23 protein-coding genes are annotated in these 22532 nt (G+C 63.3%); 15 read left to right on the top strand and 8 right to left on the bottom strand.

The window, feature by feature from the left end; translation table 11 throughout:
* Window positions 1–180 precede the first annotated feature (180 nt).
* The 3 genes from JKG68_RS16875 (at window position 181) to JKG68_RS16865 (ending at window position 3389) form a co-directional block, all read left to right on the top strand.
* On the top strand, window positions 181–1296 hold the full coding sequence (locus JKG68_RS16875; protein ID WP_202061801.1) for a metallophosphoesterase: 1116 nt from the start codon (window positions 181–183) through the stop codon (window positions 1294–1296).
* 246 nt (window positions 1297–1542) lie between these two features.
* A complete protein-coding gene (locus JKG68_RS16870) occupies window positions 1543–2934 on the top strand; it encodes an adenylate/guanylate cyclase domain-containing protein (protein ID WP_202061799.1) in 1392 nt (463 codons plus the stop codon).
* Window positions 2935–3041: 107 nt separating this feature from the next.
* The gene (locus JKG68_RS16865) at window positions 3042–3389 is read left to right on the top strand and encodes a DUF6665 family protein (protein ID WP_202061797.1); all 348 of its coding nucleotides are present in this window, start codon (window positions 3042–3044) and stop codon (window positions 3387–3389) included.
* A gap of 271 nt (window positions 3390–3660) precedes the next feature.
* Here the strand turns inward: JKG68_RS16865 and JKG68_RS16860 are convergent, their stop codons facing one another.
* Window positions 3661–4803: a sensor histidine kinase gene (locus JKG68_RS16860; protein WP_202061795.1), complete on the bottom strand. Its 1143-nt coding sequence runs from the start codon at window positions 4801–4803 to the stop codon at window positions 3661–3663.
* 247 nt (window positions 4804–5050) lie between these two features.
* Between JKG68_RS16860 and JKG68_RS16855 the strand changes: the two genes are divergently transcribed.
* The gene (locus tag JKG68_RS16855; protein WP_202061793.1) at window positions 5051–5578 is read left to right on the top strand and encodes a response regulator; all 528 of its coding nucleotides are present in this window, start codon (window positions 5051–5053) and stop codon (window positions 5576–5578) included.
* Between the two features lie 38 nt (window positions 5579–5616).
* Here JKG68_RS16855 and JKG68_RS16850 read toward each other — a convergent pair whose 3' ends face one another.
* Together JKG68_RS16850 and JKG68_RS16845 are read right to left on the bottom strand one after the other, a co-directional pair.
* Window positions 5617–5862, bottom strand: coding sequence for a hypothetical protein (locus JKG68_RS16850; protein WP_202061786.1), 246 nt, complete (start codon window positions 5860–5862; stop codon window positions 5617–5619).
* A 102-nt stretch (window positions 5863–5964) separates the two neighbouring features.
* The gene (locus JKG68_RS16845; RefSeq protein WP_202061784.1) at window positions 5965–6132 is read right to left on the bottom strand and encodes a helix-turn-helix domain-containing protein; all 168 of its coding nucleotides are present in this window, start codon (window positions 6130–6132) and stop codon (window positions 5965–5967) included.
* Between the two features lie 263 nt (window positions 6133–6395).
* Between JKG68_RS16845 and JKG68_RS16840 the strand changes: the two genes are divergently transcribed.
* Window positions 6396–7595 carry a PAS domain-containing protein gene (locus JKG68_RS16840; RefSeq protein ID WP_202061782.1) on the top strand — a complete coding sequence of 400 codons (1200 nt, stop codon included), beginning with the start codon at window positions 6396–6398 and terminating at the stop codon, window positions 7593–7595.
* Between the two features lie 198 nt (window positions 7596–7793).
* Here JKG68_RS16840 and JKG68_RS33490 read toward each other — a convergent pair whose 3' ends face one another.
* Entirely contained in the window at window positions 7794–9740 is a 1947-nt protein-coding gene (locus JKG68_RS33490; protein ID WP_246515520.1) for an HWE histidine kinase domain-containing protein, read from the bottom strand.
* A gap of 198 nt (window positions 9741–9938) precedes the next feature.
* Entirely contained in the window at window positions 9939–10316 is a 378-nt protein-coding gene (locus JKG68_RS16830) for a response regulator (protein WP_202061776.1), read from the bottom strand.
* A 256-nt stretch (window positions 10317–10572) separates the two neighbouring features.
* Here JKG68_RS16830 and JKG68_RS16825 point away from each other — a divergent pair, with 256 nt between their 5' ends.
* The 9 genes from JKG68_RS16825 (at window position 10573) to JKG68_RS16785 (ending at window position 18594) form a co-directional block, all read left to right on the top strand.
* A complete protein-coding gene (locus tag JKG68_RS16825; protein ID WP_202061774.1) occupies window positions 10573–10767 on the top strand; it encodes a type II toxin-antitoxin system ParD family antitoxin in 195 nt (64 codons plus the stop codon).
* Entirely contained in the window at window positions 10730–13765 is a 3036-nt protein-coding gene (locus JKG68_RS16820; protein WP_202061772.1) for a PAS domain S-box protein, read from the top strand. Before JKG68_RS16825 ends, JKG68_RS16820 begins: the two co-directional genes overlap by 38 nt.
* Before the next feature lie 220 nt (window positions 13766–13985).
* Window positions 13986–14294, top strand: a complete 309-nt coding sequence (locus JKG68_RS16815; protein ID WP_202061770.1) for a response regulator — start codon at window positions 13986–13988, stop codon at window positions 14292–14294.
* Between the two features lie 429 nt (window positions 14295–14723).
* Window positions 14724–14933: a WGxxGxxG family protein gene (locus tag JKG68_RS16810; protein ID WP_210346359.1), complete on the top strand. Its 210-nt coding sequence runs from the start codon at window positions 14724–14726 to the stop codon at window positions 14931–14933.
* Between the two features lie 144 nt (window positions 14934–15077).
* Window positions 15078–15575: a hypothetical protein gene (locus JKG68_RS16805; RefSeq protein WP_202061759.1), complete on the top strand. Its 498-nt coding sequence runs from the start codon at window positions 15078–15080 to the stop codon at window positions 15573–15575.
* 110 nt (window positions 15576–15685) lie between these two features.
* Window positions 15686–16261: a DUF421 domain-containing protein gene (locus JKG68_RS16800; protein WP_202061757.1), complete on the top strand. Its 576-nt coding sequence runs from the start codon at window positions 15686–15688 to the stop codon at window positions 16259–16261.
* A gap of 253 nt (window positions 16262–16514) precedes the next feature.
* Window positions 16515–16739, top strand: a complete 225-nt coding sequence (locus JKG68_RS16795) for a hypothetical protein (protein WP_202061755.1) — start codon at window positions 16515–16517, stop codon at window positions 16737–16739.
* A gap of 23 nt (window positions 16740–16762) precedes the next feature.
* Complete coding sequence (locus JKG68_RS16790) at window positions 16763–17755, top strand: magnesium transporter CorA family protein (protein WP_202061754.1); 993 nt, start codon at window positions 16763–16765, stop codon at window positions 17753–17755.
* Between the two features lie 35 nt (window positions 17756–17790).
* Window positions 17791–18594 (top strand): DUF1194 domain-containing protein, encoded by an 804-nt coding sequence (locus JKG68_RS16785; protein WP_202061752.1) that lies wholly within the window; start codon window positions 17791–17793, stop codon window positions 18592–18594.
* Between the two features lie 462 nt (window positions 18595–19056).
* Here the strand turns inward: JKG68_RS16785 and JKG68_RS16780 are convergent, their stop codons facing one another.
* The 3 genes from JKG68_RS16780 to JKG68_RS16770 all read right to left on the bottom strand — a co-directional run bounded on the left by JKG68_RS16780 (window position 19057) and on the right by JKG68_RS16770 (window position 21265).
* Window positions 19057–19782 (bottom strand): gamma-glutamylcyclotransferase, encoded by a 726-nt coding sequence (locus tag JKG68_RS16780; RefSeq protein WP_202061751.1) that lies wholly within the window; start codon window positions 19780–19782, stop codon window positions 19057–19059.
* Window positions 19783–19924: 142 nt separating this feature from the next.
* The gene (locus tag JKG68_RS16775; RefSeq protein ID WP_202061744.1) at window positions 19925–20494 is read right to left on the bottom strand and encodes a pyridoxamine 5'-phosphate oxidase family protein; all 570 of its coding nucleotides are present in this window, start codon (window positions 20492–20494) and stop codon (window positions 19925–19927) included.
* A 72-nt stretch (window positions 20495–20566) separates the two neighbouring features.
* Window positions 20567–21265 carry an SDR family oxidoreductase gene (locus JKG68_RS16770; RefSeq protein ID WP_202061737.1) on the bottom strand — a complete coding sequence of 233 codons (699 nt, stop codon included), beginning with the start codon at window positions 21263–21265 and terminating at the stop codon, window positions 20567–20569.
* 128 nt (window positions 21266–21393) lie between these two features.
* Here JKG68_RS16770 and gcvA point away from each other — a divergent pair, with 128 nt between their 5' ends.
* Window positions 21394–22311, top strand: a complete 918-nt coding sequence (gcvA, locus tag JKG68_RS16765; protein WP_202061735.1) for a transcriptional regulator GcvA — start codon at window positions 21394–21396, stop codon at window positions 22309–22311.
* Window positions 22312–22532 lie beyond the last annotated feature (221 nt).

Below are 22532 nucleotides of genomic sequence, written 5' to 3'. Positions count from 1 at the left end.
CAGCCGGATGGAGCCGGTTGGCCTGGCCAGGACCGATGCCGTTGCCATCCCGGCCGCCTGACAGCCAAGATCATGAAACCGTCACCGGCCCGGGAGCATCCCTTGCTTCCGGGCCGATGCCCGTGAAGACCCCTCGTCCTGCTGGTCAGGATTCCCCACCCCATCGATAGGAGGATCTGAGTGTTTCACCTCGCGACCTTGTCCCTCGGCCTGATCGTCGCCTTCCGGTTCCTGGGACGGCTGCCCATCGCCGGAGTTGCGAGGTACACGGTCGCCGCCGTGGTGCTGCTCGTGTCGGTCCACCACCTCCTGAGCCGGATTGCGTTCGGGACGATGTTCTCGCCGGAAGTCCCAAGACCCGTCATGATCGTGGTCAACTGGCTGTTCGTGTCGATCCTCCTGCTGGCGCTGTTCCAGATCGCGCTCGAGATCTACACGCTTGTCCGCCGGCTCATCGAGCGACGACGGATCAAGCCTCCCGTGTGGATGTTCGCGCTCGTCGGCATCATGGCCCTTGCGGCGTCGGCGTTCGGTGTCGCGCAGGCCCTGCGGCTTCCCATGCCCAAGACGGTTGAGATCGCCATCAAGGGCCTTCCGCGGGAACTCGACGGGTTCCGCATCCTGCAACTCACCGACCTGCACATCTCACGGCTGTTCCAGGCACCCTGGGTGACCGCGATGGTCGAGGCCGCCAACCGCCAGGATGCGGACCTGATCGTGATTTCGGGTGACCTGATCGACGGCACGCTCGCCGCCCGCCGCGCGGATGTCGAACCCCTGAAGGACCTTCGCTCGCGCAACGGCGTGTATGTCATCCCGGGAAACCATGAGTACTACTTCGGCTATCCCGGCTGGATGGAGAGGTTCTCAGAACTCGGCCTGCGTCCGCTCGCCAACAGCCATACCGTGATCGGGAGGGCAGACGCACGGTTCGTACTGGCCGGGGTAACCGACCTGGCCGCCGGGGCCACGGGCTTTCCCCGCCCCGACATCGCCAAGGCGATCGAGGGCGCCCCTGCCGGGTCACCGGTGATCCTCCTCAACCATCAACCACGGGAAGCTGGGCTCGCGGCACGGGCCGGAGTCGCCTTGCAGCTTTCCGGACACACGCACGGCGGCATGATCATGGGTCTCGACCGCATCGTCGCAAGAGCCAACAACGGTTTCGTGTCCGGCCTCTACGCCGTGGAAGGCATGCCCCTCTACGTCAACAATGGCACAGCCCTGTGGATCGGGTTCGCCGTCCGCCTGGGCGTGCCGTCCGAGCTGACCACCATCGTCCTGCGCGCTGCCTGATGCCTTCTTCTCCTCCACATGGTCGGGGCTCCCGGACTATACGTCATCATGAAAAGATGCTGACGGATTGCAGAGGTCGCAATCCGAGGGTGATGGCCGCTTGCGTACGGGTCCACCAGGGGCTTACGGTCCCAGGATCAAGCCTTGAAGCCGTGCTGTCGTCGTTTCCGCTCGCACCGTGCAAGGCCCTTGTCCAAATGCTATCAGGGTCAGACCCGGAGCTTCTGGGATCATCAGGGCGAGCATATGTCTGACTTGGCGAACCGGATTGCCGGCTTTGTGTCCGGTGCCTTGAAGGGGCTTCGATCGCTTCGGTCCCTCGGTTACGCCCAGGGTCGTCTTCAGGCGAGCATTCAACAGGCCGAGCTCGAAGGCCTCCGGTTCGCCTTCTACGCTCGGCTGAGCGCGATCATCGTCGTTTCCGTCTGGCTGGTCTGGCTCGTCCCATGGCCACGGGACCTCTATTACGGGGCCTACGCCCTCGGGTTCTTCCTCCTCGGCTACATTCCGTACCGCCTGCGGCACCATCCTCATAGCGAGACGATCAAGCTTGGCTTCATCATCCTCGACGTGGCCTTGGTGACGGCCGCGATCCTGGTCCCGCCGCCAGCCAGTCTCGGCAACGACTGGCCGATCCAGACCCGCCTGCGCGGGCAGGAATTTCTCTACGTTCTCCTTCTCCTGGGAGAGGCCGCTCTCACCTACTCCCCGAGGAGGGTGCTCTGGACGGGCGTGTCCACCCTCGTCATCTGGTCGATCGGCGTCTTCACGATCTACTCCCAGCCGGACACACTGCGGTTCAACGATGCGGCGGCGGAGGGAGCACTCACGTCAGCCGCGGCCCTGGATATCTCCTTCAAGCCTACCTTTGTCGGTCTGACGGCGTGGTATACCCAGCTTGTGGCAACCTCCCTGTTCACCCTGCTCATCACCCTCGCGGTCTGGCGCAGCCGACGGACCTTGTTGAACCAGGTCGAGGCCGAGGTCGTGCGGGCAGACCTCGCGCGCTACGTCTCCCCGGACGTGGCCGAGGCCCTTGCCAGCCGCGGCGGGACTGCGTTCGGAGATCCGGCGACACGAACGGTGGCCGTCCTGTTCGCGGACATCGTCGGCTTCACGAAGATCACGGAGCCTCTCTCACCCGAGCGGACGTTTGCCCTGCTGCGCAGTTTCCATGAGCGGAGCTGCGCCATCGTCTTCAGGCATGGCGGCACCCTCGACAAGTACCTGGGCGACGGCTTCATGGCCACCTTCGGCTCCATCGGCCTGCAACCGGACGCGCCGGCCCGCGCGCTCGCGTGTGCCTTTGAACTTCAGCAGGAGATCGAGCGCTGGAGCCGGAAGAGGTCCACTCGCGGCGCCAATCCGCTGCGTGTCTCGATCGGAGTCCATTGTGGACTGGTGACGGTAGGCAATCTCGGCGGCAGGGAGCGCATCGAATTTACCGTCGTGGGCGACGTCGTGAATGTGGCGAGCAGGCTCGAGGAGGTGACGCGCGAGATTGGCGGCTCGATCATCGCCTCGGAGGATTGCATCCGCGCCACAGGAGATCCGGAGTGGCTCACGAGGTTCCAGTCCTCCCGCCAGGTTCAGCTCCGCGGCAGGCAGCAAGGCCTCCTCGTCCACATCGCCACGTGACAGATGCCGTAGAGTGTAGCCTGTGCCGGCTTGCGCCAGGGTGTCGCGTTCACCCATGAGGGCTGCGGCACCATCTCCCCGCCATCGCCATGTTGCGGAGATTTGAGATGGCAGTTCGCATCCCCCAGAGCTTGTCGACTGGCCTTCAGCCGGAGACGGGCTGGAGCGTGCTCGATTACGAGCTGCGGGAGCAGAAAGCGCATACGCTTGGCGCCTTGAGCGGCCAAGTTGAGCAGGCTCTGGCCACTTTGCGGGTCTTCGATGCCGAAGCGCACCAACCTGACCGGGAGCATCGTCGCTGTGCCTTGCTGGACAATGCGGCGGACCTCGTCTGGGCCTTCATGATCCAGCGGGAGCTATGCGGCCTCCGGAACTGGGAAGCTGTGGTGAAGGACTACAGCATCCCGCGTGAGGTGCTGAACCGGGTCGGGCAGGTCAGGCGCAGGGCTGACTAGCCGCACGGGGATCCAGCCCCCTCCCACGCGTGGCTTGAGCCGCCTCGTTCAAAAGCTCGGGCTTAGAATGTCTCCTTAGGGTCAAACTGTAACGTTGGGGGGACCGAATGAATGTCCGCTCGTCGCGCCTTTGCAGAAATTTAGTGTACTTCCGCCTCGTGCCACAAGGCGACCTTCCGGGCTCAAACCATACTTCGCGCTGAACCATCAACGGCCCACAGGTGGATGGAATTTCGCGGGCGGCTGCTTATGAAATTGGCAGATCCAAATATCAGTGGCGGCTGAATTCGAGGGAGAGCGCCGTTCCTTGCGAGGAGGACCAGTCCAGCTTGGCGTCAAGCTGGCGTGCGAACGCCTCGATCAGCTTCATTCCAGTGCCGGAGCCGGGGCGTGCGGGACGAGGTTCCGCGGTCAGCCCCTTGCCATTGTCGGACATACGAACCCTGATCCCGTTCTCCTCCAGCACTTCGATACTCACGGAAATGACACCTCCCTGTCCGTCGAAGGCATATTTCAGGCTGTTGGTGACGAACTCGTTCAGGATGAGGCCGAGCGGCACCGCAATCTCAGGGCCGAGGTCCACTTCCTCGATGGCAAAGTCCAGCCGCACCTTGCCGAACTGGCCTTCGTCCAGATGGCACAGGCTCTCGACGAGCTGCATTACATACGGACGCAGTCGGAGAAGATCGGTCGTGCCGGCGACATAGAGCAGTTCATTGACGAGGCGAAGCACTTCGATCCGTTCCCCGACCGTAGTCAATTCCCGGCGTGCCTCCTCCGAACTGACGTCCTTGGCCCGCAGCCTCACGAGGCTGGTGATGATGCTGATATGATTCTTGACCCGATGTTGCAGCTCCTTGAGCAGGTGCTGGTTGGCTTCAAGAGCGTCCTTCAAGCTGTGGCTCTTGTGCAATCGATCAATCACCGGCCCAAGGATGGTGGCGTAGGTTCGCAGAAACGCAATGTCCTCCTCCCCGAACTCGCGGGGTTTGCGGCTGTCCACCTGGAGCAGTCCGTAGGGCTTTCCGCCGGGCAGGAAGATCGGCACGTTCACGATGGCAACGGCCCCGTGTTCTTTCAGGAAGTCCGGGAATTCGAAGCGGTCCTCCTTGCTGATATCCTGCGTGACGACCGGCTTGCCGGCCTTGATCGAGTAGGTCTCGGAGGACCGCTCGTTCATGGGCAGACGCAACTTTCCGACAAGTCCCGGCTTCCAGCCGATCCCCGCCCGCATGAACAGGCACTGGCCGTTCTGCTCGATTTCCAGAACTTTCGCGAGGTCCGTCCCAAGCGCATCGCCGACGAGGCGGCAGGCTTCCGTCAGGATCTGGTCGAGATCCTCGTTGCGCAGGGCGAAGTCACCGAAGTCGGCGAGCGCCTTCTGTCGCTTAACCATCTGTTCGAGATCTGGCATGGCGCCCCTCTTGATTCAGCCTTGTGATCTAACTTTGCCGTTCAGAGGCATGTTCCGGGTCATTCGCAGACGCCATTTGTGGAGCCCTGCCCGAGTTGTGACACCCTGGCACTATCTTGCCGCGAAGTTGAAGCATATAAAGAGTTTCAGTAGCCGCTTCGTATGCGGCAGGCTTTGGCTTGACGCCACGCAGCCCTGAGCGCCCCAGCACTCCTGACTGAGTGCAGAGAGAAAATGGGCGCGTTTCATGAACACAACCGGGAGCAAACCTCCGGTCATCCTCGTCGTCGAGGATGAAACACTGCTACGAATGCTTGCAGGGGACATCCTGACCGAAGACGCCGGATACAGGGTCATTGAAGCCGTCAATGCGGACGAGGCCTTGATCATGCTCGAAAGCCGGCACGACGTGCGCCTGGTCTTCACAGATGTCAACATGCCGGGCGCGCTGAATGGCTTCGCCCTGGCTCGCATCGTGGACATGCGGTTTCCGGGGATCAAGGTCATTGTCACGTCAGGACTTGCCCGACCCGGTGTCGGAGACCTGCCGAAGGGCAAGCGGTTCCTGCCCAAGCCCTATGCGCCTTCTGCCCTGATCACCCTGGTGCAGGAGATGATAGGCAAGGCGGCCGGGCCTGTCGTGGTCCCGCTCGATCCTGTCACTGTTGAGCACGGTTCTCCGGTGCTCCCGACCGCCATCAAGGTCGGTCAGATGCATAGCGGCATCGGCGCCGCAGGCGGCCTCGCACAGCCGCTTCCCGAGCCGGAAGAATAAACCTTTGTGTCAGGTGCTGCCTTAGGGCAAACGCCTGATCAGGATCCCTTGGCGACGCGCTGACTGATCCAATCCTGGGCCATGTCCAGGTTGGAGAAGATCGGGTGGCTTGTTCCATCAATCCGGCCAAAGCCTGCTTCCAGGTACCACTGGCCTGGAGCCACCTCGTTCTCATCCGAGAGGCGAACCAGCACCGCCACCAGTCTCTGCTCCTCATCGAGGACCATCATGCCTTCCTCGTCGAAGCCTGTCGCAACGCGGATGGGCTGGAGGGTGAAACTCATGCGGCGGCCTGATGGCTCTCCAGGTGAAGGTAGGTTGGCTCGAAGTCACCGGCCTTCTTCAACCTTTCCCAGCCAGGAATGTTCAACCGGTTGCCTTTCAGCTCAATGAGACCATCGGCCCGCAGGCTTGCAGAACCGGTTGACATGCACCGTCGTGACGCCAAGCGCATCGCCGATCTCTGTCTGGGTGATCGGCCAGTCACAGCTATAGCCGTTGACAAGCCCCACCGCCCTCAGGCGCACGGCCTCCCAGATCTGCGGGGTGGCCATTGGCACGACCAAAAGCCGCGTGAACCCGGCGCGGCACGGTCTGGCTCAACTGCTTGGGGTGACCGACTCGGAGGATATCGGAGCCGACCGCGTCATGAAAGCTCCCCTCCCCCAGGGTTGAGCCCGGCAGCCGATGCGTGACACTGGGGTGGCATCTTTGACAGAATAGCCTTGCAACGGACCCGACAAGCTTCCCGTTGAGCATGGTATCAATGAACGAGCCTGGGCCGTGGGCAATTACCCCGGGCGGCAAACCGGAGTACATGGAATTGGAGCCTGACCTAGAAGCCACCAACACCGATCAGGGAAGAGCCGAAGAGCGGGTGAACGCCTTCCAGCGGAGCGGCGGCCCGTTCGTGGCTGCGGTCGAGGCCACCCGTATGCCGATGGTCGTGACCGATCCTACGGTCGACGACAATCCCATTATCTATGTGAACCAATCCTTCATCGACCTGTTCGGGTACTCCCGCGAGGAGGTTCTGGGCCAGAACTACTTCTTTCTAACAGGTACCAACACCGATCCTGAGGTGGAACGCCACATCCGGGCCGCCATGAAAGCGGACGAGCCTCTCAACCTTGAGGTCCAGCTTCGGTCCAAGAGCGGCCGTGAGGTCTGGGCGGCCCAGTTCGTCAGCCCTGTTCACGATGACCAGGGCCACGTGATCCAGCACTTCGCGTCGTTCTGGGACATCACCCGCCGCGTCAGGGCCGAGCGCCGCACCCAGCGCCTGAACGAGGTTCTGGAGAGCCGGGTCAAGGAACGGACGCGGGAGCTTCAGAACGAACTTGATCGCAGACATGCCCTGGAGAGCGTCCTGACGGAGAGCATCCGGGAGAAGGACAGGCTTCTGGGTCAGAGGAGCGTGTTGCTGCACGAGGTGAACCACCGGGCCAAGAACAGCATCGCCCTGGCAATCTCGATGCTGCGCCTTCAGGTGGCACGCCAGGGTAATCACGAAGTCTCACAGGCGTTGGAGAATGCCATCCAGCGCCTGGATCATCTCGCGCGCATTCACGAGCTTCTCTATCGGCAGGACAGCAATGACGTGCAGTCGGTGGACATGGCAGGCTACCTGACGGAGCTGTGCCGGAACTTCAGTCATCTCCAGAGCCCAGAGGACCATCGCATCGAACTCATGGGCGATGCCGATGACATCACGCTGGACGTTGATCGCGCCATTAACGTGGCCCTTATTGCAGGCGAGGCGATCACCAACGCTCTTAAGCACGCCTTCCCCGACAAGCGGCGAGGCGCCGTCCGGGTTGGACTGCACCACGAAGGAGATGACGTGCTTCTCTCCATCGAGGACAACGGAGTGGGTCTTCCCGCGCAGCCCCGAGTGGGATCCATGGGCATGCGCTTGATCGAAGGCATGGCTCGCAGCCTCAATGGCACTCTCACGATCGAAGGCAACCAAGGAACGCAGATTGCCGTGCGGTTCCCGGCTACCCTTGGATCGTAGACCCGATTGTTTGCAATGCCCGTCACGCGCTCCCCGGCGAGGCGGAATACGCCGTATTCAGGCTGTGATCCTCTCCGGCGCCTTCCGTGCAAGGAGCCATTCAGGTCCCGCTCAGGTGACGATCATCTCCGTGAGAACGGCCTCGATCCCTGCGTGGCGAGGAGATTTTTAACCTGTACCGGCAGCGGGCCTCCTGCCCTACCGTGATCCCGCCAGCGGTAAGCCATCAGGCAGGAGCGGGGCATCGACCGTGCAAGTGACTCCACTGGGAGCGAACTCGATGCGAACGTCGCCGTCGAGATCGAGCGCCAAGCTCCGCTCGATGAGGCGCGTCCCGAAGCCCCGCCGCGTCGGCACCTGTACCGGAGGGCCGCCGCTCTCCTCCCACCGCAAGTGCAGGCACGGCGGAACGTTCGTGCCGTCGAGTGTCCATTGGATACCCACCTCGCCGGACTCGTTCGAGAGGGCGCCATACTTCACCGCATTGGTGGCCAGCTCCTGCAAGGCCATGGCGAGAGCCAAGGCCACCCGGGGCGGCAGCCGTACGTCCGGCCCCTCGAGGTGAAGCCGGTCCTCGCGGGCGTTGCCGTAGGGAGCGACCGCCTCCGCCACGATCGCGCGCAGACCGGCTCCCTCCCAGTTCTCGCGGGTGAGCACGTCATGGGCGCGTGAGAGCGCGAACAGGCGTCCCTCGAAGGCGGCTTGGGCCTCGTCCAGCGTTCCCGCATTTCGCAGCGTCTGCCCAACGATGGATTGCACGGTGGCGAGTGTGTTCTTCACCCGATGGTTCAACTCGTTGATCAGAAGCCGCTGGTGCTCCTCCCATTGCTTGGTCTCGGTAATGTCCCGCGAGACGGACAGGAGCTTGTCGACCGCGCCGTTCGGGTTGCTGATCGGAGTCACAGCTACGTCCCACCAGCGGGGCCTCCCCTTCATCGTCGGCGTCTGCCCCTGGAACCGGGCGTTGCCGCCAGCCAGGGCTGTTTGTACGGCCTCGCAGGCTTTCGCGTGATCCGGCCCGGACCAGAAGCCGCGCCAGTCGCAGCCTTCAATGGCGCCGAAGTCGTCCACTTCCATGACGTGCAGGCCGCCCGGGCTCATGAACCGGAGACGGGCGTCCGCGTCGAGCACCTTGATGCAGTCGGTCGAGCTCTCGAGGATGCGACGGGTGAACTCCTCACTTGCCTGAAGCGCGGCCTCCGCCTGTCTGCGCTCGGTGAGGTCCAGCATAGCGCCGATCATCCGGATGGCGCGCCCATGCCTGTCCCGGATCACGTAGCCTCGGTCAAAGACATAGGCCTCCGATCCGTCCGCGCGCAGGAAGCGGTACTCAGCACTCCAGTGCTCCCGGTCACCGTCAATCACGGCATGGATGTCGTTCACCACGCGCTCACGGTCGTCCTGATGGATGTGCCCCTTCCACCAGGAGCCATCCGTCTCGGTCTCCGCATAGCCAAAGAGCGCGGCAAGGGCCTCGTTCCAGCGGATGCGGCCGGCACCGAGATCCCAATCCCAGATCACATCGTTGGTGGCCTTGGCCGCAAGCCGGTAGCGCTCCTCGGTCCCCTGCAACGCCACCTCGCCTCTGCCTCGCTCGAGGGCAACTCCGAGCAGGTTGGCGAAGCCCTGCATGAACGCGAGGTCGGCCTGGGTGAACCGCCCCTCCGTCGGGCTGTCCACCTCCAGGGCACCGTAGCGATAGGCTCCAGTTATGATCGGCACATTGATGGCGCGCCGGATACCATGGTCTACGAGGATCTCCGGGGTGCGAAAGCGGCCCTCGCCCTCGAGGTGACTGGAGATCATGGGCTGGCCCGTGCGAAAGGCGTATCCGGTGGGGCTTTGCAGGTCAGCACCTGTCCGGGCGCCGACCACGCTTGGCTTCCAGCCGACTCCTGCCCGGATGATGAACCGATCTTCGTGCGGCAGGTATTCCATGATCTTGCAGAACCGGGTGTGCATCCCCTCAGCGCAAAGCCGGGTTGCCTCTTGGAGCAAGCTCTCGAAATCCCGCATCTCAAGCGCGAGCCGGCCGAACCCGGCCAGCAGTTCCTGCTGGCGAAGGCGGTAGGCCAGCTCCTCGGCCAAGGTTCCTCCCTGCTCCGGGGAGCGCCCCGTGGAGGTCTTCCGCTGGGCATGGCCCATATTTGTTATCCGGCTGTAATCGCGATCGGATGTAACGCGCGAGGCCACCAATGGTCCCACGACGGCAGCTTCTCTTTCGCAGAGGCCTTTAGACGGCAACGAGCCAGGGTCTGCTCCAGCGTTCACGCCACGGGGAGGCCGTGCGCCAGACGGCGAGCCCTGTTTACTCACCGCAGCCGCCTTGGCGTCCCTCAGGGCTTACGTTCCGCAGGCCAGTGCGATTGCATCACCCAACGCCTGCTGGACGAACGGCTTTTGCAGCGCTGGCCGGTCGGCATAGGCCTCCTTGAGGCCGCTGCTGCCGTAACCGGTCGCGAATACGAACGGTATTCCCCGCTGCGCGAGAACGTCGGCCACCGGATAAGTGAGCACGCCACCGAGGCTCAGGTCGAGGATGGCCACATCGATGGCTCCGGTCTTGGCGGCCGCGAGTGCCTCGTCGAGGCGCGACGCCACTGTCACCAGCTCATGGCCGAGATCGTCAAGCATGTCCTCGACCAACATCGCGATCATGGCCTCATCCTCGACAAGCAGAACGCGGCGCCGTGATCCAGATGCACGTGGATTCTCGGGCATGGCGTCGTTCCTCGTTCGGTGTGGCACCGGGAGGCGGATTACTCGCAAGCTTCGCCAATAGATGTCAATGCGAGGCACACTTGCTTTCTGGGGAGCTGATCCGCCTTGCTATTGCTCCTCCCTCAGTGGCTCTGCCTCCGGCAACCGGGTTTAGGGCAAAAAGTGCCCGATATTCGCGCATTGGCATGCGATACTAGGCCTGATAGCTAAGTGACATATATCGACACCCTCCCTGGCCAGAACCCTGCGGACTAGCATGCCAGCCCGAAACACCCTTCATGTCTCCGTCACCCCTGAACTCGCCGCCTTTGTTGACGAGCAGATCGCCTCCGGTGATTACAGGACTGCCAGCGAGGTAGTCAGGGCAGGCCTGCGTCTGCTGGCGGACCAGGAGCGTCGGAAAGAGCGCAGGCATGCCCATCCTCCTCAGGGCAAGCGCGATGCACGGTAGTCTTGACCTCACCACTCCTGTGTTTCTCCTCGATGGGGGCGACATGGGCCAATGCGTGCGGGCGTATGACTGGGCCTCGTCACCACTTGGAGCCCCCAAGGCTTGGCCCCAGAGCCTTTGCACGCTCGTGGGCGTCATGCTTGGCTCCAGCCAGCCAATGTTCATCGCCTGGGGACCTGATCTCACTCTCCTCTACAACGACTGCTATGCCGAAATCTTGGGGCTCAAGCACCCGCAGGCGCTAGGGCAGCCCTTCCTCGACGTCTGGTCGGAGATCCGAGACGACCTCGTTCCTCTCGTGGACCGCGCCCTGGCCGGTAAGCCCGTCCATATGGACGACATCACGCTGATGATGGAGCGGAAAGGATACAAGGAGGAGGCGCACTTCGCATTTTCCTATACACCCGTCCGTGATGACACGGGCGAGGTCACGGGCATCTTCTCTCCCTGTGTCGAGACCACCGGTCAGGTGCTGGCCGGGCGCAAGCTTGCGGCCGAGAGCGAGCGGCAACGGCGGCTTTTCCAACAGGCCCCGGGGTTCATCACGATCCTGAGCGGACCCGATCACCAGTTCGAATTCGTCAACGATGCCTATGCCCGCCTCTTCGGCCAGCGCGAGTTCCTCGGCAGAACCGCCCGTGAGGTGTTCCCGGACCTTGCGGGGCAAGGCTTCTACGAACTCCTGGATCAGGTCTACACCTCGGGCGAGCGCTTCATCGCCCACCGCATCCCCATTCAGTTGCGGCACAACCCTGATCAGCCATCAACCGAGCATATCCTCGACTTCATCTACGAACCGATCTGCGATGAGGCTGGCGCGGTCATCGGCATCTTCGTCGAAGGCCATGACGTCACAGCCCAAGTTCGGTCCGAGCAGGCCATCCAAGTGGGCAACGAGCGCATTCGGTTCCAGGCCCGCCTTCTCGATGCTGTCGACCAGGCGGTGATCGCCACCGACCTCGAGGGCAAGGTCATATTTTGGAACCGCTATGCCGAGCAGCTATACGGCTGGCCAGCCGACGAGGCGCTCGGGCGGCATGTTCTTGAGCTCACGTCAGGGTCTGACCCTGCCAAGGCCCAGCAGACCATGGCGCACCTGATCCAAGGGGGTGGATGGTCGGGCGAGTTCACTGGACGTCGCCGCGACGGCTCTACCTTCCCAGGGCACGTGACCGATGCTCCTGTCTATAATGAGCAGGGCCAACTCATCGGGATTGTCGGCATCTCCTACGACATGTCGGACCGAAAGCGTGCCGAGATGGCCCTGCGTGACAGCGAGGCTCGCCTTCGGATTGCCCAGGAAGCCGGCGGTATCGGCACCTATGAGTGGAACCTGGCCACTGGGGAACTCTGGGTCTCAGAGGTCATGCGGCGCCTGTGGGGCCTGCCCGCGGAAGGTCCGGTACCTCTTCGCATGGCCGTTGAGGTCATCCACCCGGAGGACCGGCACCTCGTACTGTCCCAGACGGACAAGCCGCTGGAGGAAGCAGTCAGCTACGTTGAGTACCGCATCGTTCGACCCGATACGGGCGAGATCCGCTGGATGGCTCGCCGGGGCGAGATCATCCGAGACGCGTCAGGCAAGCCGTCGCGAGTGATCGGTGCCTTCTACGACATCACCGAGCGGGTTCAGGCGGAGACAGCCCTGCGGGAGAGCGAGACCCGGCTCTCCACGCTGATGGACCACTTGCCGCTAGGTGTTGGGATCTTCGATCCGCAAGGCCGCGTGTTGGTCGGCAACCCGGTGCTCCGGCGTTTTGTGAGCGAGGCCATCCCGTCCGTGTCTGATCCTGAGGGGAGATGGCGCGCCTATGCTGCTGACGGACAGCCTCTGGGCCGCTCCGCGTATCCCGGCGCGCGAGCCCTGCGTGGCGAGACCGTGCTGCCGGGGGTCGAGTTTCTCCACCGGCGGGATAATGGAACCGAAGAGTGGGTTCGTGTGGGCGCAATCCCGCTTCGGGACGGCGCGGGTGAGGTCACGGGAGCTGTGACCCTGCTCCAGGACATCACCGAGGCCAAGCTGGCCGAAGTGGCTCTGCGGGCGAGCGAGGCGCATTTCCGGCACATGGCCGACAGCGCGCCGGCCCTGATCTGGATGACCGACCAGACCGGGCACCTCACCTTCGCCAACAAGCACTTCGGCCATATGTTCTGGCGTCCCGTCTCCGACATGCTCGGAGTCGGCTGGAAGCAGGTCGTCCATCCTGATGACGTACAGGCTTTCAAGATGGCTTTTCTCGAAGCATTCCGCGCCAGGCAGCCCTTCAAGGCGGAGGTGCGTATCCTGGACAAGGACGGTCAGGTGCGGTGGATCCGAACCGAGGGCGTGGCGCGTTTCGACGATACAGAACAGTTCCTCGGCTACACGGCGTGCGGGATCGACATCACGGACGTGAGGGTGGCCGAACAGCACCACAGGCTCCTCATCAATGAGCTGAACCACCGGGTGAAGAACACCCTGGCGACCGTGCAGTCCATTGCCAGTCAGACCCTGCGCAATGCCCCGACCACCGAGGCGGCCCGGGAGGCTTTCGAGAGCCGGATCTTCGCGCTGTCGCGCACCCATGACGTGCTCACCCGCGAGAACTGGGAGGGGGCGGAGATCCGCGAGATCGTGGCTCAGGCGCTTGAGCCCTATAAGGCTTATGGCGAGAGGCGCCTGCACTGGAGCGGACCCAAGGTTCGGTTGTCTCCCCAGATAGCGCTGGCGCTGGCCATGGCGCTTCAGGAGCTTGCGACCAACGCGGTCAAGTATGGAGCGCTCTCGAATGCTGAGGGTAAGTTGGACGTTTGCTGGTCCATCGACCGGCAGGTCACTCCGCCGCGTCTTCATCTGATCTGGGAGGAGAGCGGCGGTCCTCCCGTTCAGGTGCCCACCCGCCGCGGGTTCGGAACCCGGCTCATTGAGCGGAGCCTCGCCCAGGATCTCAGCGGTGAGGCGCGCATTCGGTTCGAGCCGACGGGTGTCGTGTGTACCATCGATGCGCCCTTTGTGTAGCATCCCTCGATAGACGGGTTCGCACAATTGGGATGAGCGAACGTACCCGCACCCCGCCCGGGTCCGCCGACGGCACGGTATGGTGTAGTGGTCGTTAGGGGTTCCTGTCAGAACATGTTACGGAAAGGCTTGCCGTCTGGGGAAACGCTCCCTGACCGGTCCCTTGGCGCTTTGACGGTCGTCCCGCCCGGACACTTCAGCCAGCGCCAGGATTGCTCTCATGCCAGAACATTCCCAAAGTCCTTGCCGTGTTCTCCTTGTGGAGGACGACGCTATCGTCGCGATGAGCCTACAGGACGATATGGAGGAGGCTGACTACACTGTCGCAGGACCGTTTGACACCGGTGCGGGTGCAATGGTCTGGCTTGAGAATGAAACGCCGGATCTTGCTATCCTTGATACCCGCCTAAAGGATGGCACCTGTAAGGCTCAGGCGGAGGAACTCGCGCGGCGCGGCGTAGGCTTCTCTGGTCCAGCCATTGGCAGGACAAACAGGAGCTTCGAGAGTTTATGGACGCTGTCTGGGTGAAGAAGCCTTCCACCCATATGGCCCTTCTTGGGGCGCTCATGAGCCTAAAGCTAGATCAAGCAAGCGCTTCAGGGAGAGGCACGATAGTATTGCGGGGTTCGATCTCAGCTATCTGGAACTCCCGGAATAACCGTCAAGCTACAATGTAGCCGCGTTTCGCTGGCCGTATGCGGTGGCGATCACTTGGGCGAAATCTTTCCGGATGTGGAACTGCTCAAACGCAAGCCACCAAAGCTGGCCGCCATGGCACTGGCAACAAGATCGCCCGAATTGCCTAGAAGCTAATGGCGACAGCAGCGGAGCGCACAGCCGGCCGAGGCTCGGCTTGCGGAACATCTCCGTTGGGATTGGGTTCTCATGGGCCTGCCGCTCAGGTGCGACGGGCTGTCTCAGGCTCCATAACCCCGGAGGAATTCCATAAACATCGGCTTGCTGCGTGTCTCCACCCTCGCCCTGGCGCTTCTCGCTGCCAGTCCCAGCCTCGTCCTCGCTCAAGGAACCACAGCCCCGGGCGGTGGAGTTAATACCACGCAGAACGATGATGGCACCGACTGCGGCTGGATCGGCCTGCTCGGGTTGGCCGGCCTCCTGGGGCGGCGCAATCGGAACACGACCGACACGACCACGACCCGTCGTTGATCAGGGCGGCGGGGCTAGGCCCCGCCTGTCCGGCGGAAGGATCGTCCGCGCGGCAGTCTGCTGAACGCACCAAACAGGGTCCTAGCTGCCACCTTGGAATCTCGCTCACCGGGACGGATTACCTACCGCAAAGAGGAGGTTCCGATGGCGCAGAACACCACTGTCGTGTGGGCACAATTCCCGTCCCACGAGGCCGCCGAGGCGATCAAGGGTCGTTTGACGGACAACGGCTTTGCCCGCAACAGCATTGAGATCTACCGGAACACCGACGGCTCCTGTGACCTGGCCATCCATACGAGCGGGAGGAACCTGGAACATGTGGAGAGCCTGCTGCATGCATCGGGGCCGGTGTACGCCTTCCGGCAGTTGAGATCGGGCGCCCTCAGGACGGCCGCTACCCACCCTCTGGTCATCGGCGGCAGCATCGCGCTCGCGGGTTTCGTTCTCTACAGCCTTCTTCCGCGCAACCGCGGCGCGACCGTTTCCTCGCTGCGGGAACTGCCGCGTACGCTGCGGCGGATGCCTGATGCCGCCGCGGAGGCCGCCAGGAAGGTCCCGGAGGCAGCCAGAGGGCTGGCCGATGCCGTGACGAACGCCATCGGCGACCGGGACTCCGATGCGGGCGCGGACAAGCAGCACTGATCGACGACCAGCCATCTCTCAAGCTGCATCCGTTCCGGGTGCCGCCCCACCACGAACCTAACGGCATGCTTCGCGTTGGCCCATTCTGAGGCTCGGCAGGAGATCGTCGTATGGAGGAGTTCATGGGCTTGGCGGACCGGGTACTTGGTCTCGGGCTGGAGAGCCGGGACATTGACCTTCTCCGAATGTGCCTGCGGGCTGTCATCGTGTACGTGGTCACGGTGGCCATCGTCCGGCTCGGCAAGAAGCGCTTCATGGGCCGCACCACCGCCTTTGACGTGATCCTCGGAATCATGCTGGGCTCCATCGTCAGCCGCGCCATCACCGGCAATGCGCCTTTCTTCCCTGCACTTGTGGCATCCGCCGTGCTGATGGCCATGCATTGGCTGTTCTCGGGCATTGCCCTGCACTGGCACGGCTTCGGACGAGCGATCAAGGGCAAGCCCGAACTCCTGGTGCGGGATGGCAAGGTGGACCAGGAGATGATGCGCCGGGTCCACATGACCGAGCACGACCTGTGGGAGGACCTGCGCGGCAAGAGCGTATCCGATCTCAAGCAGGTGGACGAGGCTCGCCTGGAGCGCAGCGGGAACCTGAGCGTCATCAAGGCCAAGCCGGAACCGAAGATCCTGGAGGTCAGGGTGGCCGAGGGCGTGCAGACCGTGCGCATCGAGCTCACAGGCTAATCTGTCCTACTCCTCCAGCCCCACCTGTGAAGGGCGCCACTTTCGGCTTGACCGGGAACTGTAACAGGCGCATCTGCCTTTTCCATTCGCACCCTGCTTTGCCAGGTTGCGGACCCACAGGAACCCTGAACCCCATGCCAAGCGACAGTCCCAGTCGATTGACCACGCCGTTGCCGGCCTGCGCGCACGCCTGATCGCTTGATCGGCTCACCCGCGACCGGCCTGCGACGGCTGGTCGGAACCGAGGTGAGCCATGACCCTTCTGAACCTGTGCCAACTCCGCACCCGTGTGCGCACCGAGCACGTGTCTTCCGGCGACTCCGGCGTGACGCTGATGCTGGTCCTCCTGCTCGGGCTCGTGTTCGCGCCCGTCGTCGGCTTGCATGCTGCGATCGTGGCCTTTGGCCCGCCGGCCGCGGCGGCATCCCCTGACAACCTCGTCCACCACACCACGCCGCCGAAGCCCACGCGCGGCTAGCCGTTCCTGCCTGAGGATCACCGATGATGAACTTTCACGGCCTGCGCCAGGGCCGTCTCGCGCGCCTAGCGCAGGATGGCACGACACCTCCTGCGCCATCCGACGTGCTATGGATCGACCTCTACGATCCCACGCACGCGGAGGAGATGGCCGTCGAGGCGCTGCTCGGGCTCCAGGTGCCGACCCGACAGGAGATGGCGGAGATCGAGGAATCAGCCCGCCTCTACCAGGAGCACGGCGCCCTGGTGATGACGGCCGTGATCATCAACGGCGTGGCCGAGGGCCGGCCCTCCCGCACTCAGGTCACCTTCGTGCTGACAAAGACCCACTTGGTCTCGGTGCGCTATGCTGACCCGGTGCCCTTCCGCACGTTCATGGCCAAGTGCCAGCGCCAGCCTGAAGCCCACACCACCAGCGACAGCCTTCTGGCCTCGCTCCTGGAGAGCATCGTCGAGCGCGCCGCCGACGTGCTCGAGATGGTGGCCGCCGACCTAAACGAGGTCTCGACCCGGCTCTTCATCGAGGATCACGGCCTGAAGCGGCGCAAGGCCAAGCGGGTCGAGGACGAGCTCCAGGTGCTGATCAAGCGGCTCGGGCGGAAGAACATGACAGTGGCAATCCTGCGGGAGAGCCTGCTGTCGATGTCGCGGCTCATTCCTTACGTGCGGCAGGGGGCAGAGGAGTGGCTGACCAACGGCAGCCCGGCCCGGCTGAAGCAGGTCGAGCGGGACCTGCGCTCGCTCTCGGCCTACGAGGGGCAGTTGTCGTCCGAGATCGTGTACCTGCATGAGGCGACGCTCGGCCTGATCAACCTCGACCAGAACCGCATCATTAAGGTGTTCTCGATTGCCGCCGTGCTGTTCCTGCCGCCAACCCTGGTGGGCACGATCTACGGCATGAACTTCGAGCACATGCCAGAGCTGGCCTGGGGCTACGGCTATGTCTTTGCCTTGGCACTGATGGTCCTGTCGGCGGTGGTGCCCTATCATTGGTTCAAGTGGAGGGGCTGGCTCTAGCCCTCACCCTCCGGCTGATCGCCAGGAGGGCTGCCATGCTCTACCCCGTCCGCGCGTTGCTGCTTGTTGTCCTTGGCTGGGCCGCAGCCTTCATCCCCACGATCCCTGCAAGTGCTGAGACGGAGGTGGATCTCGCGCTGGTGCTGGCGGTCGACGTCTCCCTCTCGATGGAGCCGGACGAGCAGAAACTCCAGCGGGAGGGCTTCGTCGACGCATTCCGCTCCCCCGAGGTGCACGAGGCCATCGGCCGGGGCATGCTGGGGCGCATTGCGGTGACGTACGTGGAATGGGCTGGATCCGGGTACCAGGAGGTGGTGGTCCCCTGGACCGTGATCGAGCACCCGGCCGACGGCCATGCCTTTGCGGCCCGCTTGGCTGGGAGCTCGATCCAGCGCTTCGGCTACACGTCGATCTCGGGCGCCATCGACTTCAGCCTCAGGCAGCTTCGTGTGAGCGGGGTCACGCCCGTGAGGCAGGTGATCGACATCTCAGGGGACGGCGCGAACAACCAGGGCCGCATCGTGACCGCGGCACGGGACGAGGCGGTTGCGCAGGGGATCACCATCAACGGGCTGCCGCTCATGCTGAAGCGGCCTGACGGCATGTGGGACATCGACAACCTGGACCTGTACTTCCGCGACTGCGTGATCGGCGGGCCGGGAGCCTTCATGATCCCGGTACGGGAGAGGCACCAGTTTGCCCAAGCCATCAAGACGAAGGTGGTCCGCGAGATCGCCGACTGGCGCCAGACCCAGCCTCTTGTTCAGCCAGCCCAAGCGGAGGAACGGGCCAACTGCCTGGCCGGGGAACTCCGGCGTCAGCAGCGCTCGGGGAGTTGACCATCGTCCTGAACTGCCGAGCGGTCGGGAACGGCGCACCCCGACCGACTGGCCTTTTCACCACGCTTACGGCGGCGGTATATGCATCATCTCTTCGATATGCTGCACGAGAGTGGCCCCTATGTAGGGCTTCGGCACAAAGTGCCCGTGGCCCGGTATCTCGTCGGGCTGCGGTCGGGCATAGCCGGAGGGAATTAGCAGCAGGACATGCGGCCAGAGCCGATGAACCTACTCGGGATGGTTGCCAGAAGGCCTAACGCAAGATTAGAACCCATGAATTTCTCGCATTCTTTGCGTTGAGAGGGGCAACGTCCGCTTGGGGTCAGGATCCGAGATTCCCTGCGTTTTCAGAACGTCCGGTTCGATGAGGATTGCTGCCTTCAAACTTAGGTTTCAGGCGTACTAATAGAAGGCGTTCCGGGTTTACGGGTGCAATTTCGCGAAGGATTCTCCGATTATCTACTATGGCGCAGGAAACGGTGTGCCCGCTTCCGCGGAAAGCGTTCCGGCTTTGATCCGCTCCGCGACCATGCCTTGCAAGCGCCAGAGATTCCGGTCACGGATCCCAAGCTCCTCAAGATGCGCCACCGTGTTGTGGAGATACTCCGCACAGGAGCCCCAATGGCCACAGGCCTTCGCCAGGATATCCGCCACCTGCCCCGGCGGCAGCTTGCCCATGTAGAAGCGGGACGGCCGATTCATCACGAAGGCAATGGCGTGCAGGGATCCCTGATCCGTCTCCACGGTGATCCAGCGTGGGATGTTGTTGGGCGGCTTCACAGTGATCTCGCGCCGGACCAGCTTGTGCAGTTGCCCTTCCAGATCGTCCGGCGGCAGCCTGAATGCGACGCCCTGGCACTGGCCACCACGGTCAAGCGACATCATCAGACCGGGCTGTTCCCTTGTGCCTCGGAACCGCTCGATCCGGAAGCAGAATGAACGGTGCCACCCCCGGGCTGTGCCCCGTCGCGCCTCCAGATAGTCCAACTCTGGCTTCCAGATCAGGGAGCCGTAGGCGAACAGCCACATGCTGGGGCCGCCGGGATGCGAGGCGACGAGATCCTGCACGAGGGCGTCGTAGTCTTCGTCGGTGTGGTAGGTCCATGTCGGGTCCGGGCCGGGATCCTCCAGATCGCGATGGACTTGAGCCACGTGCTCCGGCGTGAGCGCCATTCGACGAGTTCGCATCAGATCACCCCGCTGGAAATGGCTGCCACCGGTCGAGGGTACTTGCGGGTGGAGGGGCTGTCCCCCACGGGAAGACTGCCTCCCTCATTCGCAGGAGTCTCCTCATGAAGCGCCTGCACGGCCCAAGGTTAGGAAGTGGGTACTATGGTGCTATCCAGGTGCCGACCCATGACCCAGCCGTCTGCCGGAAGAAACAGCGCTGATGTCCTTCCGGGGAAAGGTCGAGCCACTCCAAACGTTGGAGTTCGACCGTCACCACACAGAAATTGCGGAAGGCCTGCTCAGTCCCGTCGCAGTGTTCCACTGTGCCGCTCACTGCGCGCGGTGAAGCGATTTCGGTCCCGGGGGCGTCCGGGGTCTGGAACAGCGCGAGCGTGTGAGGCCGGCACCTGTCCCAGATGGACTTCTTGTCCTCCGGCTGGTCGAGAATGACCGCCCGGCCCTCCAGCCTGACCTGGATCCCTGCTTGCGGATCGTAGCCTACGAGCGAGACCCGCGGTTCGCGCCGGATCTCGGCGATCTTCGGCGACCGGAGATCGGTCACGAAGGAAACGGTGGACCGCACCTCATCCGCCTGTCGCAGGACGACGGTGCGAACCCTCGGAGCGCCATCCATGCCAATGGTGGCCAACTGCATCGTCGTGAAGGGGGACCGCGACTGTGTCGCGGCCCCCAGGCTCTGCCAAAGTTCCTGATGGACGCTCGCGGTCATGGGAATCCCCCCTCTGCGGAACCCGCCTGCCAGTACCGTGCAGGTACAACTGGATCCTACTTCCTCATCGGGTCATACTGCCCGCGTCACGCCCCCGTCGACGCGAATGTTCTGTCCCGTGATGTAGCCCGCCTCCTCCGAGGCCAGGAACGCAATGGTCGCGGCGACTTCCTCGCTGGTGACGTAGCGCTTCATCGGCACACCGTCGCGGCGCTCCTCGGTGGCCGGCAGGCTATCGATCCAGCCCGGCAGCACGTTGTTCATCCGGACGTTGTCCGCCGCATACTGGTCGGCGAAGATCTTCGTGAAGGATGCCAAGCCAGCTCGGGCGACGGCGGAGGTCGGGAACATGGCACTCGGCTCGAAGGCCCAGGCGGTCGAGATGTTGATGATGGAGCCCGCTTTCTGCTGCACCATGATCGGGGCCACGAGGCGTGTCGGGCGGACCACGTTGAGGAAGTAGATGTCGATGCCCTTATGCCACTGCTCGTCGGTAATCTCGGGAATGGGCGCACGAGGACCGTGACCCGCGCTGTTGACCAGCACGTCGATCCGGCCCCACCTCTCCATGGCTTGATCTACGAGCCGCTTCAGGTCGTCGTTGGACTGGTTGGAACCCGTCACGCCGAGTCCGCCGAGCTCCTGGGCCAAGGCCTCACCCTTGCCGGAGGAGGACAGAACCGCGACCTTGAACCCGTCGGCCGCAAGCCTGCGGGCTGCGGCTGCGCCCATGCCGCCCGCGGTGATGAGTGATACTTTTTCTACTGACATTCCGCTCTCCATTTTCCGTTGGGGCAGCGGATCCAGCTACCTTCATGCTGCTACCTAACGGTGATATCAGGGACGAGCCGTCCGCACGAACCAGTTTTGCTCGCATCTTACAGTAGAAAATCTATCGCATGGCAGACAGCATCCGGCGCCTTCCCTCCCTCAACGCCCTTCGTGTATTCGAGGTCGTCACGCGGCACCTGAACTTCCGGCTTGCCGCCGAGGAACTCGGCGTCACCCAAGGCGCAGTCGCCCAGCAGGTGCGGGGCCTGGAGGCGGAGCTTGGGCTGAAGCTCTTTGAGCGGCATCCCCGCACCCTGGCCCTCACAGAGGCCGGCCGAAGCTATGTCGCCAACATCCGCCGCGCCTTCGAGCTGATCTCTGAAGCCACCGAGATGCTCAGACCGGAGCCACAGCACCTGACGATCAGCGTCACGCCGACCTTTGCTTCGAAATGGCTGATCCCGCGCCTCCCCGACCTCACCGCGTCCCATCCCAACATCGATCTCAGGATCGTGGCGAGCGACCGGATCTTCAACTTCCAGACCGATGCCGTGGACCTGGCTGTCCGCTACGGCCGGCCGCCCTTCGGGCCGGGGCTGAACGCTGATCTCCTCTTCGAGCAGGTGGTGGTGGCCGTCGGGAGCCCGCTCCTGATCGAGAAGCTGGGACGACTGGAAGAAGGCATAGATCTCATGCGCTACCCCCTCCTCCACGACGCCCATAATTTCTGGCCGCAGTTCCTCGACCGGGCGTTCCCGCAAGGCGCACTGGCTCCTACCAAGAACATCCGCTTCAACCAGACATCGCTGGCCATCGAGGCGGCAATCGCCGGTCAGGGATTGGCGCTTACAAGCCTCTTCTTCGTCGAGGACGATCTCGCCTCTGGACGCCTTGTCCGCCTGTTCGCCACGGAACTGCGGGTCGGATCGGATTTCTACATCGTTTCTCCCCGCAAGCCGCGACATGCCGGATCCGTGGCCGCGGTCAGGGCATGGCTTGCGCTCGCGGCTGGACAAGGTACTTGTGCAACGGCTCCCACCCGATAGCGAAATGCTGGCCTGTGACGATCGTTGGGCCCGCGTCGGTGGAAGTTCCGGGACGGGTCACTTAAGGAAATCGCGCGTACCTTGGGAATGTCTGCTGCTTCCCGCTCTTACGGACATTCCGCCTACTTCAGCCTTTTGCCAAGGGGCGTCATTCGCCAGAATTCGGTCTGGGAGCAGATACTTGCTTCGCCGCGGGACGCCACTCCATCGTTGGCGTCCCG

Source organism: Microvirga aerilata, from assembly GCF_016743775.1.
Classification (GTDB): Bacteria; Pseudomonadota; Alphaproteobacteria; order Rhizobiales; family Beijerinckiaceae; genus Microvirga; species Microvirga aerilata.
The sequence above is the reverse complement of the archived record's forward strand: the minus strand, read 5'-3'. Positions and strand labels throughout refer to the sequence as shown.

Coding starts and splice junctions, on each gene's coding strand:
- JKG68_RS16870 (WP_202061799.1), top strand. CDS start 1,543: ATGTCTGACTTGGCGAACCGGATTGCCGGCTTTGTGTCCGGTGCCTTG.
- JKG68_RS16865 (WP_202061797.1), top strand. CDS start 3,042: ATGGCAGTTCGCATCCCCCAGAGCTTGTCGACTGGCCTTCAGCCGGAG.
- JKG68_RS16860 (WP_202061795.1), bottom strand. CDS start 4,803: ATGCCAGATCTCGAACAGATGGTTAAGCGACAGAAGGCGCTCGCCGAC.
- JKG68_RS16855 (WP_202061793.1), top strand. CDS start 5,051: ATGAACACAACCGGGAGCAAACCTCCGGTCATCCTCGTCGTCGAGGAT.
- JKG68_RS16850 (WP_202061786.1), bottom strand. CDS start 5,862: ATGAGTTTCACCCTCCAGCCCATCCGCGTTGCGACAGGCTTCGACGAG.
- JKG68_RS16845 (WP_202061784.1), bottom strand. CDS start 6,132: ATGGCCACCCCGCAGATCTGGGAGGCCGTGCGCCTGAGGGCGGTGGGG.
- JKG68_RS16840 (WP_202061782.1), top strand. CDS start 6,396: ATGGAATTGGAGCCTGACCTAGAAGCCACCAACACCGATCAGGGAAGA.
- JKG68_RS33490 (WP_246515520.1), bottom strand. CDS start 9,740: ATGGGCCATGCCCAGCGGAAGACCTCCACGGGGCGCTCCCCGGAGCAG.
- JKG68_RS16830 (WP_202061776.1), bottom strand. CDS start 10,316: ATGCCCGAGAATCCACGTGCATCTGGATCACGGCGCCGCGTTCTGCTT.
- JKG68_RS16825 (WP_202061774.1), top strand. CDS start 10,573: ATGCCAGCCCGAAACACCCTTCATGTCTCCGTCACCCCTGAACTCGCC.
- JKG68_RS16820 (WP_202061772.1), top strand. CDS start 10,730: ATGCCCATCCTCCTCAGGGCAAGCGCGATGCACGGTAGTCTTGACCTC.
- JKG68_RS16815 (WP_202061770.1), top strand. CDS start 13,986: ATGCCAGAACATTCCCAAAGTCCTTGCCGTGTTCTCCTTGTGGAGGAC.
- JKG68_RS16805 (WP_202061759.1), top strand. CDS start 15,078: ATGGCGCAGAACACCACTGTCGTGTGGGCACAATTCCCGTCCCACGAG.
- JKG68_RS16800 (WP_202061757.1), top strand. CDS start 15,686: ATGGAGGAGTTCATGGGCTTGGCGGACCGGGTACTTGGTCTCGGGCTG.
- JKG68_RS16795 (WP_202061755.1), top strand. CDS start 16,515: ATGACCCTTCTGAACCTGTGCCAACTCCGCACCCGTGTGCGCACCGAG.
- JKG68_RS16790 (WP_202061754.1), top strand. CDS start 16,763: ATGATGAACTTTCACGGCCTGCGCCAGGGCCGTCTCGCGCGCCTAGCG.
- JKG68_RS16785 (WP_202061752.1), top strand. CDS start 17,791: ATGCTCTACCCCGTCCGCGCGTTGCTGCTTGTTGTCCTTGGCTGGGCC.
- JKG68_RS16780 (WP_202061751.1), bottom strand. CDS start 19,782: ATGCGAACTCGTCGAATGGCGCTCACGCCGGAGCACGTGGCTCAAGTC.
- JKG68_RS16775 (WP_202061744.1), bottom strand. CDS start 20,494: ATGACCGCGAGCGTCCATCAGGAACTTTGGCAGAGCCTGGGGGCCGCG.
- JKG68_RS16770 (WP_202061737.1), bottom strand. CDS start 21,265: ATGTCAGTAGAAAAAGTATCACTCATCACCGCGGGCGGCATGGGCGCA.
- gcvA (WP_202061735.1), top strand. CDS start 21,394: ATGGCAGACAGCATCCGGCGCCTTCCCTCCCTCAACGCCCTTCGTGTA.